At 62.9% G+C, this 14,282-nt stretch carries 8 protein-coding genes; all 8 read left to right on the forward strand.

What is annotated here, in order from left to right; all coding sequences use genetic code 11:
* The first annotated feature begins 154 nt into the window (after window positions 1-154).
* Window positions 155-3,958, forward strand: a complete 3,804-nt coding sequence (dnaE, locus tag PMW67_RS06030; protein WP_118377276.1) for a DNA polymerase III subunit alpha — start codon at window positions 155-157, stop codon at window positions 3,956-3,958.
* Between the two features lie 28 nt (window positions 3,959-3,986).
* Window positions 3,987-7,451, forward strand: a complete 3,465-nt coding sequence (locus tag PMW67_RS06035) for a DEAD/DEAH box helicase (protein WP_271739091.1) — start codon at window positions 3,987-3,989, stop codon at window positions 7,449-7,451.
* A gap of 150 nt (window positions 7,452-7,601) precedes the next feature.
* A complete protein-coding gene (locus PMW67_RS06040) occupies window positions 7,602-7,964 on the forward strand; it encodes a desulfoferrodoxin family protein (protein WP_089572163.1) in 363 nt (120 codons plus the stop codon).
* Between the two features lie 117 nt (window positions 7,965-8,081).
* Complete coding sequence (locus tag PMW67_RS06045; RefSeq protein ID WP_161194643.1) at window positions 8,082-10,067, forward strand: NAD(+) synthetase; 1,986 nt, start codon at window positions 8,082-8,084, stop codon at window positions 10,065-10,067.
* A 137-nt stretch (window positions 10,068-10,204) separates the two neighbouring features.
* On the forward strand, window positions 10,205-10,726 hold the full coding sequence (gene ruvC / locus PMW67_RS06050) for a crossover junction endodeoxyribonuclease RuvC (RefSeq protein WP_035137351.1): 522 nt from the start codon (window positions 10,205-10,207) through the stop codon (window positions 10,724-10,726).
* Window positions 10,726-11,346 carry a Holliday junction branch migration protein RuvA gene (gene ruvA, locus PMW67_RS06055; protein WP_055250934.1) on the forward strand — a complete coding sequence of 207 codons (621 nt, stop codon included), beginning with the start codon at window positions 10,726-10,728 and terminating at the stop codon, window positions 11,344-11,346. The genes ruvC and ruvA overlap by 1 nt, the downstream gene beginning before the upstream one ends.
* Window positions 11,346-12,413: a Holliday junction branch migration DNA helicase RuvB gene (gene ruvB / locus PMW67_RS06060; protein ID WP_117639770.1), complete on the forward strand. Its 1,068-nt coding sequence runs from the start codon at window positions 11,346-11,348 to the stop codon at window positions 12,411-12,413. Before ruvA ends, ruvB begins: the two co-directional genes overlap by 1 nt.
* Window positions 12,414-12,557: 144 nt before the next feature.
* Entirely contained in the window at window positions 12,558-14,225 is a 1,668-nt protein-coding gene (locus tag PMW67_RS06065) for a formate--tetrahydrofolate ligase (RefSeq protein ID WP_117778469.1), read from the forward strand.
* Window positions 14,226-14,282 lie beyond the last annotated feature (57 nt).

The raw sequence follows: 14,282 nt of genomic DNA on the forward strand, positions 1-14,282 counted from the left end.
GTTTCAGTAATACTCGATATATCTGGATGCCCTCATTCCCCTTTTTGAAGGTCCCAAAAAGACTACCGTGTGGGTTTGGCTAGGTTCGGGTGCTGTCCGCGCCGTGGGGTAAAATCGTTCAGTCAGAACACGAACCCGCATCGGAGCTCATCACATGGCATTCGTCCATCTGCACAACCACACCGTCTTTTCCATGCTCGACGGCGCAACCCGTATCCAGGATATGGTCAACCGCGCCGTTGAGCTGGGCATGCCCGCCGTCGCCATTACCGACCACGGCTACATGTATGGCGTGCCCGATCTGGCGCTGGCCTGTGACGCCGTTAACCACAACACGCCCGAGTACAAAACCTGGAGCCACGACAAGGCCTTCTTGGAAAAGGACCGTCGCGACGAGCTGGTGGAGCCCGATCCCGAGGCAAACCCGCGCGAGCATGCCCAGTATGTGAAGGACATGGCCATGTGGGACGAGAAGGGCAACATCGACGAGCTCAAGCCGCCTCTGGTCATCAAGCCCATCTTTGGCTGCGAGGTTTACTTTACGCCGGACGAGACGCTCGCCCGCGACCATAAGCCCGAGCTTTATCACATGATCCTTCTGGCCAAGGACCAGGAGGGCTACGTCAACCTGATGCAGACGGTTTCCGAGGCCGCCGTGCAGGGCTTTTACTACAAGCCCCGCGTGACGCTCGACAACCTGCGCCGCCATGCCAAGGGCATGATCTGCACGAGCGCCTGCATCGCGGGCATCATTCCCAAATACATCGACCGCGGTGACATGGAGGGCGCCATCAAGTGGGCCGAGACCTTCCGCGATACCTTCGAACCCGGCGACTTTTATATCGAGATCCAGGAACACGGCATCACCACCGACAACGGCCTGACCGACGAGCAGATGGACCGCACGCTCATCGACATCGCCAAGCAGGTGGGCGTCAAAGTCATTGCCACCAACGACTTCCACTACCTGCGCCGCGAGGACGCGCCGGTGCAGGACGTCATCATGTGCATTGGCATGAACGCCAAGGTCGACGACCCCAACCGCATGCGCATGACCGGCTCGGAGTTTTATATGAAGACCGAGGAGGAGATGCGGGCGATGTTCCCGTATTGCCCCGAGGCCTGCGACAACACGCTCGAGATCGCCGACAAGTGCTACGTAGAGCTGGACTGGGACTCCATCATCCTGCCGCGCTTCCCGCTGCTCGACCCCGGCGAGACACACGAGAGCCAGTTCCGCCGCGAGTGCGAGAAGGGCCTGCGCCAGCACTATGGTGACGACTGGGCCACGCGCGAGATCGGTGGCGTCAACATCAAAGAGCGCTTTGAGTACGAATACAAGGTCATTTGCGACAAGGGCTTTGCCGCCTACTTCCTCATCGTCGCCGAGTACGTGCAATGGGCCAAGGACAACGGCATCGGCGTCGGCCCCGGCCGTGGCTCGGCCGCCGGCGCTATCGTCGCCTACGCCATGAACATCACCGCGTTCGACCCGCTCGAGAACGGCCTGATGTTCGAGAGGTTCCTGTCCCCGCAGCGTACCGAGATGCCCGATATCGATATGGACTTCGACGATGAGCGGCGCCTCGAGGTCGTGGAGCACGTTCGCCAGCTCTACGGCCCCGAGAAGGTCACCCACGTCATCACCTACTCGACCATTAAGGCCAAGCAGGCCATCAACGATGCCGCGCGCGTTCTGGACTACCCGGTCTACATGGGCCAGCGCCTGTCCAAGATGGTCTCGAGCGACCCCAAGGTCAAGCTCAAGCAGGTACTCGAAAAACAACCCGGCAAAGAGGATCTGTTTAACCCCGACTTTGCCGAGGCCTATAAAAAGGACGACGACGCCCGCCGCATCATCGACACGGCGCTCTCGATTGAGGGCCTCACCCGTGGCGAGGGCGTGCACGCGTGCGCCGTTCTGATCTGCCGCGACCCCGTCAACGAACATGTGCCCACCAAGCTCGACACCAAGGGCGGCGTCGAGATTACCCAGTACGAGGGCCATACCGTTGCCGACATGGGCCTGCTCAAGATGGACTTCTTGGGCCTGCGCACGCTGACGGTTATCTCCAAGGCCAAGGCAAACATCAAAAAGAACTTCGGTATCGACATCAAAGAGGAAGAGATCCCCTTTGACGATCCCGAGATCTTTAAGCTCATGGGCTCCGGTCACACTGCCGGCGTCTTCCAGGTCGAGTCCGCCGGCATGACGGCCACGATCAAGAACATGAAGCCCACCGAGTACAAGCACGTCGTAGCATTGATCGCCCTGTACCGCCCGGGCCCGCTGGGCGCCGGCATGGTCTCGTCCTACATCAACCGTATGAACGGCAAGGAGCCGGCCGTCTCCTACGACGACCGCCTGGACGACATCCTGGGCGAAACCTACGGCACCATGGTCTACCAGGAGCAGGTTATGCTCATCTCCGTCGAGATGTGCGGCTTCTCCAAGGGCGAATCGGACTCGCGTATCCGTAAACCCGTGGCTAAGAAAAAGATCAAGCTGCTCACGTCGACGGTGCTGCACTGGGAGGATGGCTCGGACGAGACCACCTACGACCACTGGATGAACGGCGCTATCAAGAACAACTACACGCGCGAGGTCGCCCAGAAGATTTGGGACGATGTTCTCGAGTTCGCATCTTACGCCTTTAACAAGTCGCACTCCGCCGGCTACGCCATCCTGGTTATGCAGACGGCGTGGCTCAAGGCGCACTATCCGCACGAGTACATGGCGGCCGTTCTGACGTCCTACACGGGCAAGACCGACAAGATCGTGCACTACGTCTCGGCATGCCGTCACGACGGCATCCCCGTGCTGTCGCCAGATGTCAACGAGTCGGGTACCGAGTTCACGGCTACCAAGGAGGGCGTGCGCTTTGGTCTGGCCGGCATCCGCGGCGTGGGCACCGGTGTGGCACAGGCGATTATCGCCGAGCGCGAGGCGGGCGGCCCGTTTAAGACGCTGCACGACTTTGTCGAGCGCGTGGACTCGAGCCAGGCCAACCGTCGCGTAATCGAATCGCTGATCAAGGCAGGCGCCTTCGACTCCACGGGGTATCCGCGTCGTCAGATGATGCACTTTGTGGACAAGAACAACCCCGAGAACATCATCGATGCCGCGGTAAAGCGCCAGAAGGATCGCGCGAGCGGGCAGACGTCGTTCTTCGATATGTTTGGCGACGTTGAGGGCTCGGGCTTCGAGGTCAGCGTGCCCGATCCGGACGGCCAGGAATGGGACCGACACCTCAAGCTGAGCCAGGAGAAAGAGGTTCTGGGCATCTATGTCTCGGACCACCCGCTGCGCCCGTTTGAGTATGCACTAGCCAAGGCGCGCGACTTCTCGTTCTCGCAGATCGATACCGGCTACGAAGTTCAGAATCCTACGGGCGGCACCATCAACCAGGAAATTCCCGAGGGCAAGGCGCTGTGGTGGGCCGGCATGGTCTCGAGCGTGTCCAAGCGCGTGACCAAAAACGGTGACCCCATGGGCATCGTGCAGCTCGAGGACATGGAAGGCGAGGCCACCGTCGTCGTGTTCCCCAAGACCTATAAAGAGGCCGAGGGGTACCTGTACGGCGAGGTCGATCCCGAGACCGGCGCGCAGCTGTCCGATGCCTTTGTGCGCATTAAGGGCAAGCTCGAGCGCTCGGACCGCGGCGACCAGATCATCGCGCAGGAGATCGTGCCGCTCGAGCTCAACGAGGAGAACAACAAGCCCAAGGTGTTTGAGGTCATGGTGCCCAACAGCCGCTTTAGCCAGGGCAATATGGCGCGCCTGGCCACGGTGCTCACCGCTAACCCGGGCGGCGACCGTGTGGAGATCTTTATCGAGCAGGTGGACGGGCGCGTGCTGCGTGCCGAGGTACCTGCCAAGGTCAACGCGCGTTCGATTCCGCTGCTGGCCGAGGCCAAGGCCATTGTGGGTAACCAGGGCCGCGTGACGGTGATCTAAGCTACCCCGGGTGAGATTGGAGGAAGTGATGGCGCAGGGGACGTTTGTGCAGGCGCTTCGCAAAGAGGCGGCGTTGAGCGGCACCTTTATGAAGGGGCGTTCGCTCATGCTCAACGGTGCCGTGCTGTCGATTGAGGACAGCGGCTCGCGCTTCTCCAAAAACGTGACGATTGAGGGGTCGGTGCGCGGCTCGCGCGGCGACCTGTACAAGACGCACGTGGCGCTCGACATGGACGAGCACGAGGTGATCGACTACGACTGCGATTGCCCCGCCGCCTATCGTTACCCCGGTATGTGCAAGCACGCTATTGCCACGGCTCTGGCGTATTTGGATGCCAGCGGCGCCGAGCCCGTCGAAGGTTTGCGCACGCCGGTCCGCACGTTTACGGCGCAGCCGAAACAGCCCGCGCGCACCGCGTCCGCCGCGCCGGCCGTCAACCCCAACTTTCCCTTCCCGGCGCCCGTCCCCACGAGCCCGAGCCTTGTGGCGGCGCTTTCCGATCTTTCGGACGCGCGCATGGATGAGCTGGCGAGCATGCGCCGCAAGCTTGCCGGTGCCGTTGATCCCGACGCCCCCAAAGCGGCGTTGGAGCCCTCGTTGGTGCCGTACTACAATCCGCTGTTCGCTGACCGCTTTAGCTGGGCGCTCGAGTTCCGCATTCGCTGTGGATCGGTCTCCTACGTGGTCAAGGACATCGACGGCATGGCCGATGCCTACGTGCGCGGCGGCACGTTCTCCTATGGCAAGAAGCTCACGTTTGTCCATTCACCTGAGGCCTTTGACGAAACATCGGCAAAGCTGCTCAACCTTGTTGTGACGACAGTTGCCTATCTCGATGACATCACAAGCTCGCGTTCGGCGTCGTACGACTTTGCCCGCAGTGGTTTTGTTGCCGAGCGTCAGTTGCCGCTGTCCGAGCATAGCATCGTATATGTGCTGGACCTGCTGCGCGGCCAGACCATCTCCTTTGAGCCCGCCTGGTCGCGGGGGATGACGACGCATCGCACCTACGACGTGGCGGTTGAGCTGTCTCCGCAAGGGGAGGACGAGGCATCCGCTAAGCGCCCACCGCTGCTTGCCGCCAAAATCGCGCCGGCGGCTGGTGGTAGCTATGACCTGCGCCTGCCCGCCGATATGTACTGCTTTGCGTCGGGCGATGCCGCCTACTTGGTTGACACGCGCCGCGCGCGCCGTACCGACGCTGCATTTGCTCAGCATGCCGCACCTTTTTTGTCGCGCTTGCTGCCGTGCCGCACGCCCGCCCATATTGCCGCCGAGCAGGTGGGTGAGTTCTGCCGTATGGCGCTGCCCATTTTGCGCGACTACACCGACCTCACCGCGCCCGCCGCGCTCGATACCGTGGCACCCGAGCCGAGCTTTGCTATGGCGATCGGCGTCGACGATGGGCTCGTGACCTGCAAAATTACGGTTACCTACGGCGATTGGTCGGCGGATCTCTTTAGCCTGGGCGCTCCGGGCAGCCCCTTCGAAGAGCAGCGCCCCGGTGTGCCGCCCCGCGACGAGGTGGCGGAGTTTCGCGTTATGGATACGGCGGCCCTGTACTTCGATTTCTACGAGCGCGGCCTGGCGTTTGAGGAGCGCGATGACGCCCGCTTGTTCTGCCTGCTGACCGAGGGCCTGTCTGCCCTGTCCGAACTGGGTGAGATCATGCTCAGCGACCGTCTGCGCCAGATCTCGGTCCGCCCCGCGCCCAAGCTCTCGGTTCGTGCGACCGTTAAGAGCAATCTGCTCGATGTCGAGCTGGGCGCGAGCGGGCTTTCGGCCGCGGACCTTGCCGTCTATCTCGATTCGTACAAGCGCCATCAAACGTTTGCGCGCCTTACGTCCGGCGACATCATTCGCCTGGACGAGGGGGCGCGCGCCGCGTTTGGCCTTGCCGAGGACCTGGGTGTCGATGCCGTCGACCTGCTCGACGGCGTGTCGCTTCCCGCGTCGAGCACCCTGTTCGTCGACAGCATGCTCGCACGCACGCCGGCGCTCGAGGCCGATCGCGACGCTGCGTTCCGCCGTACCGTCGAGCGCCTGGACACGCTCGGCAAGATGGACTTTACGGTGCCGGGATCGCTCAAGGCAACGATGCGCGGCTACCAGGTCGACGGATACCAGTGGCTCGGCTCGCTCGAACACCTGGGCCTTGGCGGCATCTTGGCCGACGACATGGGCCTGGGCAAAACGCTCCAGATGATTGCGCATATTCTGGCGCGCGTGGAGGCGGGGGACACCAAGCCCACGCTCGTGGTATGCCCGGCCTCACTCGTGTACAACTGGACTGCCGAGCTGGAGCGCTTTGCCCCGTCGCTCGATGTGTGCGCCATTGTGGGCGCCAAGGCTCAACGCCGCGTGCAGATCGCTGGCGTGGCCGAGCATAGCGTGGTCGTGACGTCGTATGACCTTATGCGGCGCGATATCGACGAGTACGTCGAGCGGGATTTTGCCCGCGTGGTGCTCGATGAGGCACAGTACATTAAAAATCCGCTCACGCAGGTGGCGCGCGCCGCCAAGCGCCTGCCTGCCGGCGTGCGCTTTGCCCTGACGGGCACGCCCATCGAAAACCGCCTGTCCGAGCTCTGGAGCATCTTCGACTTTTTGATGCCGGGCCTTTTGGGGACGCGCGAGTCGTTTGCCAAGCGCTTTGAGAGCCCCGTCGAGCATGCCGAGGGCGATAGCGCCGCTCGCCTGCAGGCGCTCGTGTCGCCGTTTGTGCTGCGCCGTGTTAAGGAAGACGTGGTGGCCGACCTGCCCGAGAAGATCGAAGACACCGTCATGGCGCAGCTTACCGGCGAGCAGCGCAAGCTCTACCTGGCCAACCAGGACCGCATCGCCCAGCAGGTGCAGCACCGCGAGGCTGGGGAGTTTAAGAAGGACAAACTCAAGGTGCTCGCCGAGCTCACCAAGCTGCGCCAGATCTGCTGCGACCCGCGTCTACACTACGAGGATTACAAGGCGGGGAGCGCCAAGCTCGATACGTGTATGGAGCTCGTGCACGGCGCACTCGACGGCGGGCATCGCATCCTGTTGTTCAGCCAGTTTACGGGTATGCTCGATATCATCGGTAAGCGCTTGGCCAAGGAGGACATCGCCTTCCTTAAGCTCACGGGCGCTTCGTCTAAGGAGAGCCGCGCCAAGATGGTCGCGCAGTTCCAAGCGGGCGAGGTTCCGGTCTTTTTGATTTCGCTCAAGGCGGGCGGCGTGGGCCTTAACCTGACGGCGGCCGACGTGGTCATCCACTACGACCCGTGGTGGAACGTGGCAGCGCAGGACCAGGCGACCGACCGCGCGCACCGTATTGGCCAGCAACATACCGTGACCGTGTACAAGCTCATCGCCAAGGACACGATCGAGGAGCGCATTATGCAGATGCAGGAGTCCAAGCGCGACCTGGTCAACAGCGTGCTCGGCGGCGACGGCATCTCGTCGGCGCTGTTTACCCGCGAAGATGTTCTGGCGCTGCTGGGCGGCGACGGGCGCTAACCCGCTCGGGTGGGGCCGCCAGGGCGGATAGCGCACGCTGCCCCATCGTCCCCGCCCGTTATGTGTTCATTTGCAATGCCGTGGATGGTTTGTCTGCCTTTGGGCATAAGAACCATCAAGAACATTGGCACGTCAGCAAAGGAGAACATCATGGCGAAATTCTTTAAGGACCCCGACGGTAAGCTCATTGCCGCCCTTGGCAACGACGTTGCAACCCCTGCCGGTTGCACGGAACTGACCGCAAACACTGAGGACGCGGCGCACGAGAAGCACGTGCCTGTTGTCGAGACCGAGCGCGACGGTCACGTGATTCGCGCACGCGTTGGCTCGGTCGAGCACCCCAGCCTGCCCGAGCACTATATTGAGTGGATCGCCCTTGAGGCCGAGGGCCGCTTAGAGGTCCATTACCTTGAGCCCGGCATGAAGCCCGCGACGTTTTTTGCCGGCGGTTCCAAGACCGGTACCGTCTATGCCTACTGCAACCTGCACGGGCTGTGGTCCGCGACGTTCTAGGAGCGCGCCCCCGCTCGGGGTATCATAGCTAGCATATGCACATGCGAGCGCCGACTGCATCATGCGGCCGGCGCTTTTACTACGATTTCGATGGTTTACGACGGAAAGGGCTGAGCCATGAAGCTCGCGCTTGCACAGATCGATATGCGCCTGGGTGATATTGAGGGCATTTGCGGCCGCATCGAGGACCAGGCTCGTCTGGCCCACGAGCGCGGGGCGCGCGTGCTGTGCGTTCCGGCTCCGCTCTTTATGGGCGCCATGCCCGGTGGCCTGGTGGGCGCTGCCGACTTTGAGCACGACATGCTTGCCGGCTTGACTGGTGTCGCCGAGCGCATCCAGGAGCTTGACATGATCTGCATCGTGCCCGCGGCGGTTTCGTTTGAGGGTCAGCCGCTGCTCGACTACATGATGCTCAAGGACGGTCATGTGGTGCCGGCGCGTTCGAGCATTGCCCTGCAGCGTGGCGAGAACAACGACACGCGTTGGGCGCCGCCGGTGTTCGACGTGGACGGCGTGCGCATCGCCGTGATTTTTGACTTGGACCGCGAACTCGAGATGTTGCCGACCGGTGTTGACCTCATTGCGTATTTCCAATTCAATGCGTTTGACATGACCGACCGCGAGACTGCCGCCATTGCCGCCGTTCGCAGCGGCGCCTACCGCAAGATCGCATCCAAGCGCAGCGTGTGGTTTGCCTGTATGGCGCCGGTCGGTGCTTATGACGAGTCGGTGTATACCGGCGGTTCGTTTGTGCTCGACGACTGTGGTCGTGTGGTGGCCCAGGCGCCGTGTTTTGAGGAGAGCCTGCTGGTTCAGGAGATTCAGCGCGGCGTGATGCTCGATGCCCTGGAAGATCACGAACTGCCCGAGTTCCGTTCCGAGGAGTGGCTGTGGCAGGCGCTGGTGCTCGCCGTGCGCGACAACGCCCGAGCCCACGGTGCGTCGCGTGCTGTGGTGGCGCTCGAGGGCGACTTGCCGTCGTCCCTGCTGGCGGCGCTGACCGTCGACGCTCTGGGCCCGCGTAATGTGATTGGCCTGGTGCTGGGGCGCAACCGTATCTTTACGCCGGCGCAGGAAGAGGCCGAGGCTGCCCGCTGTGCCGCCGTCCGCGCCATCGCCGAGCGTCTGCACATTCGCACCGTCGAGCGCGATGCACCGGATGCGGCGCGTGTGCTCGATCGCGACGTGTCGGCGGGCGATGCCGAGCGTCTGCGCTCGCGCACGCTGGGCCTCATGCTGGAGGACACGGCGCTCGAGCTGGGTGCGATGGCGCTGAGCCCGCTGTCCAAAACCGAGTACGCGCTGGCGGCGCCGGCGCTTTGCGGCGGCTACCAGGGCGATTACGCGCCCTTTGGCGATGTGTACCTGTCGACGCTTGAGTTTGTGGCGCGTGTGCGCAACCGCACGTCTGCCGTGGTGCCCCAAGAGCTCGTGACGCTCAACGCGGTGGAAGATTGTATGGAGCGAGTGCTGGCGCAGGCGCTCTCGACGCTCGACGGTCCGGTCGATATGCTCGACCGCGCGGCACAGCTGCTCGGCGGGCTTGAGCCGGGTGAGGTCGATGGCGCGCTCGAGGCGCACGTGGACCGCAATCGATCTTTCGACGACATCCCGATGGCCGCTGGCAAGCCTGAGGCCTGCTCGCTGCTGCTGATGCTCGTGCGTCAGGGCGAGGCCGCCCGCCGCATGCTGCCGACGGCGTCGATCGTCTCAGCCCGTTCGTTTGTCGAGCGCGCCTGGCCGTACATGCTCGCGTGGTCCGACCTGGGGCTTAACGGCAAGGAGCGTATGACGGTCGATTCGCTGGCGCGCGCCGAGGTGCGCCGTTTTGCTGACGAGGATACGAGCGAGCGCGTGCGAAACGAGATGATGGGCGTGCTGGGCGAGCTACTGGGTATTTCGCCCGAGCAGATGGAGGAGCTGCGCTCCGAGGACGGCCAGCGCCGCCTGCACGAGGGTATGAAGAAGTTTGAGGGCGAGGTCCAGGACGCCATCGATAAGATGATGGGCGGCCAGGGTGGCCCGCAGGGTGGGCCCCAGGGTGGCCCGATGCCGCATCCGCCGGTGGATCCGAGGCAGTTTCCCTTTTTCTCTCAAAACTAACTATGGGATAGGATTCGCTTCCAACCCCGACACTTCAACTAAGCATCTTGGCCCCGTTGTGTTATTCTAGAACAGACGTTCGTGAATGATGCTCGGGGCCTTGCCTTGTGCTGTACTTGTGACGAGGGGAGGTTGGCTTGGTCATTTTGGGTATCGACCCCGGTTTGGCCCATACGGGTTGGGGGATTATCGAGGAGCGGCGCGGCGAGGTTCGCTGCCGTGCCTACGGTTGTATCGAGACCAGCGCGGGTAGTCCGCTCGCGGTGCGCCTGTCGCATATCGCCCGCGACCTCAAGGGCGTCGTGGAGCGTTATCGACCCGATACTGCTGCTATCGAGAGCATCTACTTTGGCGCTAATGTCCGCTCGGCAATCCCCACGGCACATGCCCGCGGTGCCGCGCTCGTGGCGCTTTCGGAGTGCGCGCTCGAGATCGGCGAGTACACGCCTATGCAGATCAAGCAGGCTGTGGTGGGTACCGGCGCCGCGGACAAGCGGCAGGTCGCCTACATGGTGCGCACGCTCACGCAGCTCGACCACGACCCTCATCCCGACCATGCCGCCGATGCCCTGGCTTGCGCCATCTGCCACGTAAACCTCAGCCGCACCCGCGCCCTCACCGGTGGCGAGTTCTATCAACAGAGAGGAACCGGATACTGATGATTTCCCAGCTCCACGGAACGCTTGTCGAGGCCACGATGAGCTCTGCTGTCGTCGACGTGTCGGGCGTTGGCTTTGAACTCGGCATTTCTGGCGGCACTGCGGCCACGCTGCCTACGCCCGGCGGTGAGGTGCGCCTCTATACCCGTATGCAGGTGCGCGAGGACGCTATGACACTTTTCGGTTTTTCCTCTAAGGATGAGCGCACGATGTTCGACCGGCTTGTGTCCGTCTCGGGCGTTGGCCCGCGCTTGGCGCTCGCCGTACTTTCCACCTATACCGTGGGACAGCTGTATTCCCTGGTGATGGCCGAGGACGACAAGGGCATGGCCAAGGTGCCCGGCGTGGGCAAAAAGACCGCCCAGCGCCTCATCTTGGAGCTCAAGAGCACCTTTGCCAAGGACAAGGGCTTTGTGCCGGTCGATGCGATCCCCGGTCAGGTTGCGATGCCCGTGCCCGCCGCCGCTCCTTCGGCGATCGATGACGCCCGTGCGGCACTCCTTTCCATGGGCTTTAGCCCGCAGGAGACCGATGTCGCTCTGAGCGGGTATGATGGGCAGGATATGCGTGTCGAGGATTTGCTCGGCGCGGCGCTTAAGCGACTCGGAATGGATGCGTGATGTGGGAAGCCGATGACTCTCAGGACCTGTGGGCGACGCCCGGCAACTCGCCGGCGGCATCCATGGCGCACGGCGAGCGCATGGTGGGCTCGGAGCTGACGGCCGAGGACCTCGATGTCGATCGCACTTTGCGCCCCCAGCGCCTGGACGATTACTGCGGCCAGGAGCATATCAAGCAGAGCCTGCGCGTGTTGATCGAAGCGGCGCAGAGCCGTGGGGAGACGCTCGACCACGTGATCTTCTCGGGTCCTCCGGGCCTGGGCAAGACCACGCTGGCCACCGTAATCGCCAACGAGTTGGGCGCTCAGATAAAAACGACGAGTGGCCCGGCCATCGCGCGTACGGGCGACCTGGCGGCCATCCTTACCAACTTGCAGCCGGGTGATGTGCTGTTTATCGACGAGATCCACCGCCTCAACCGTTCGGTCGAGGAAGTCCTGTACCCCGCGATGGAGGACTTTGCCCTCGATATCGTGATTGGCAAGGGTCCGGCGGCGCGCTCGATTCGCCTGGATATCCCCAAGTTTACGCTGGTAGCAGCAACGACCCGCTCAGGCATGTTGACCGGCCCGTTGCGCGACCGCTTTGGCATTTCATATCGCCTGGATTACTACACGGTCGAAGAGCTCGCGCAGATTGTGACGCGCTCGGCAACTATTCTGGGCGTGGCGATCGACCATCCCAGTGCACTTGAGATCGGCTCGCGTTCGCGCGGCACGCCGCGTCTTGCCAACCGCCTGCTCAAGCGCGTGCGCGATTACGCACAGGTGCGCGGCAACGGTCCCATCGAGCTCGATATCTGTCGCCAGGCGCTCGAGTTCTTCGAGATCGACGAGCTCGGCCTGGACTGGATGGATATTCGTATCTTGGAGACGCTTGCCAAGACGTTCTCCGGTCGTGCCGTGGGACTTACGACCCTTGCCAGCGCGGTGGGCGAGGACCCGGGCACGCTCGAGGATGTCTATGAGCCCTATTTGCTGCAGTGCGGGTTGATGATTCGTACGCCGCAGGGCCGTCAGGCAACCCTGCGCACCTTTGAGCACCTGGGGATTGAACCTACCGTTTAGGGCGCTTTGTTTTGGCGGGCTGTTGGGCTATCGCCGGGCATCGGGTAAACATATCGCCGTTCATCGGTTATGGGCGTTTTACTATTGCGCGCCCGTGCTATGCTGAATTGGTCTTTTTCTCATTCGGTAACGAAAGGACCGCCCATGCCTACTGACATCGAAATCGCACGTTCTGTCACGCCGCTGCCTATTACCGAGGTGGCCAAGAACGCCGGCGTCGACGTTAAGCACCTTATTCCGTACGGCTTCGACAAGGCTAAGGTCGACTATTCACTGCTCAACGAGCCGACCGATCACCAGGCCAAGCTCGTCCTCGTGACCGCTATCAACCCAACGCCTGCGGGCGAGGGCAAGACCACCACGACCATCGGTCTGGCCGATGGCCTGCGTCGTCGCGGCGTCAAGAGTGCCGTGGCCCTGCGCGAGCCTTCGCTCGGCCCCGTCTTTGGTGTTAAGGGCGGTGCTGCCGGCGGCGGCTGGGCTCAGGTGATCCCCATGGAGGATATCAACCTGCACTTTACCGGCGACTTCCATGCCATCGGTGCTGCCAACAACCTGCTGGCCGCCATGCTTGATAACCACATCCAGCAGGGCAACCAGCTTGGCATCGACGTTAAACGCATCACTTGGAAGCGCGTCGTCGATATGAACGACCGTCAGCTGCGCCACGTCATCGACGGTATTGGCGGTAAGGCCCAGGGCGTGCCGCGCGAGGACGGCTTCGATATCACCGTCGCCTCCGAGGTCATGGCAATCCTGTGCCTGTCTACGAGCATCAGCGACCTCAAGGAGCGCCTGGGCGAGATCGTCGTCGGCTACAGCTTTGCCGGCGAGCCCGTCCGTGCCCGCGACCTTAAGGCCCAGGGTGCCATGGCCGCGTTGCTTAAGGACGCGCTCAAGCCCAACCTGGTGCAAACGCTCGAGGGCACGCCCGCGTTTGTCCACGGCGGCCCCTTCGCCAACATCGCCCACGGCTGCAACTCTATCATGGCCACGCGTATGGCGATGCGCTTTGGCGATGTTGCCATTACCGAGGCCGGCTTCGGTGCCGATCTGGGTGCCGAGAAGTTCCTCGACATCAAGTGCCGTATGACGGGCGTTCGCCCCAGCGCCGTCGTGGTCGTCGCGACCGCTCGTGCGCTGAAGTACAACGGTGGCGTCGCCAAGGCCGACCTCAACGAGGAGAACCTCGAGGCACTCAAGGCCGGCATGCCCAACCTGCTGCGTCACGTCGACAACATCCAGAACGTTTATGGTCTGCCCTGCGTGGTCGCCATCAACCGCTTCCCGACGGACACCGAGGCCGAGCTTGCGCTCATCGAGTCCGAGTGCCAGAAGCTCGGCGTCAACGTTAAGCTTTCCGAGGTCTGGGCCAAGGGCGGCGAGGGCGCGCTCGAGCTTGCCGATGAGGTCATGCGTCTGATTGAGCAGCCGAGCGAGCTCAAGTTTGCCTATGAGGACGGCGCCGATGTGGCCGACGCTCTTGAGGCCATTGCCACCAAGGTCTACCGCGCCGACGGTGTTGACTTTACGCCGGCCGCCAAGCGCCAGCTCGCCGAGCTGCGCGAGAACGGCTTTGGCAACCTGCCGGTGTGCGTGGCCAAGACGCAGTACAGCTTTAGCGACAACGCCAAGGCCCTGGGCGCTCCCGAGAACTTCCGCATCACGGTGCGCGAGCTCAAGGTTTCCGCCGGTGCCCACTTTGTGGTCGCACTGACTGGCAGTGTTCTGACCATGCCGGGCCTGCCCAAGGTCCCTGCGGCCGAGAACATCGACGTCGACAACGACGGCAACATCACCGGCCTGTTCTAAGCCTGCTGCCCATAGCTGCTTGTCCGCCCCGCCGTGCCCACAAGGCCCGGCGGGGCT

This window comes from Collinsella aerofaciens (assembly GCF_028209395.1).
Taxonomy (GTDB): Bacteria; Actinomycetota; Coriobacteriia; order Coriobacteriales; family Coriobacteriaceae; genus Collinsella; species Collinsella aerofaciens_AZ.

Bases quoted from the DNA above. Each gene is read 5' to 3' on its own strand.
- ruvA (WP_055250934.1), top strand. From the start codon at position 10,726: ATGATTTCCCAGCTCCACGGAACGCTTGTCGAGGCCACGATGAGCTCT.
- ruvB (WP_117639770.1), top strand. From the start codon at position 11,346: ATGTGGGAAGCCGATGACTCTCAGGACCTGTGGGCGACGCCCGGCAAC.
- PMW67_RS06065 (WP_117778469.1), top strand. From the start codon at position 12,558: ATGCCTACTGACATCGAAATCGCACGTTCTGTCACGCCGCTGCCTATT.
- PMW67_RS06035 (WP_271739091.1), top strand. From the start codon at position 3,987: ATGGCGCAGGGGACGTTTGTGCAGGCGCTTCGCAAAGAGGCGGCGTTG.
- PMW67_RS06045 (WP_161194643.1), top strand. From the start codon at position 8,082: ATGAAGCTCGCGCTTGCACAGATCGATATGCGCCTGGGTGATATTGAG.
- PMW67_RS06040 (WP_089572163.1), top strand. From the start codon at position 7,602: ATGGCGAAATTCTTTAAGGACCCCGACGGTAAGCTCATTGCCGCCCTT.
- dnaE (WP_118377276.1), top strand. From the start codon at position 155: ATGGCATTCGTCCATCTGCACAACCACACCGTCTTTTCCATGCTCGAC.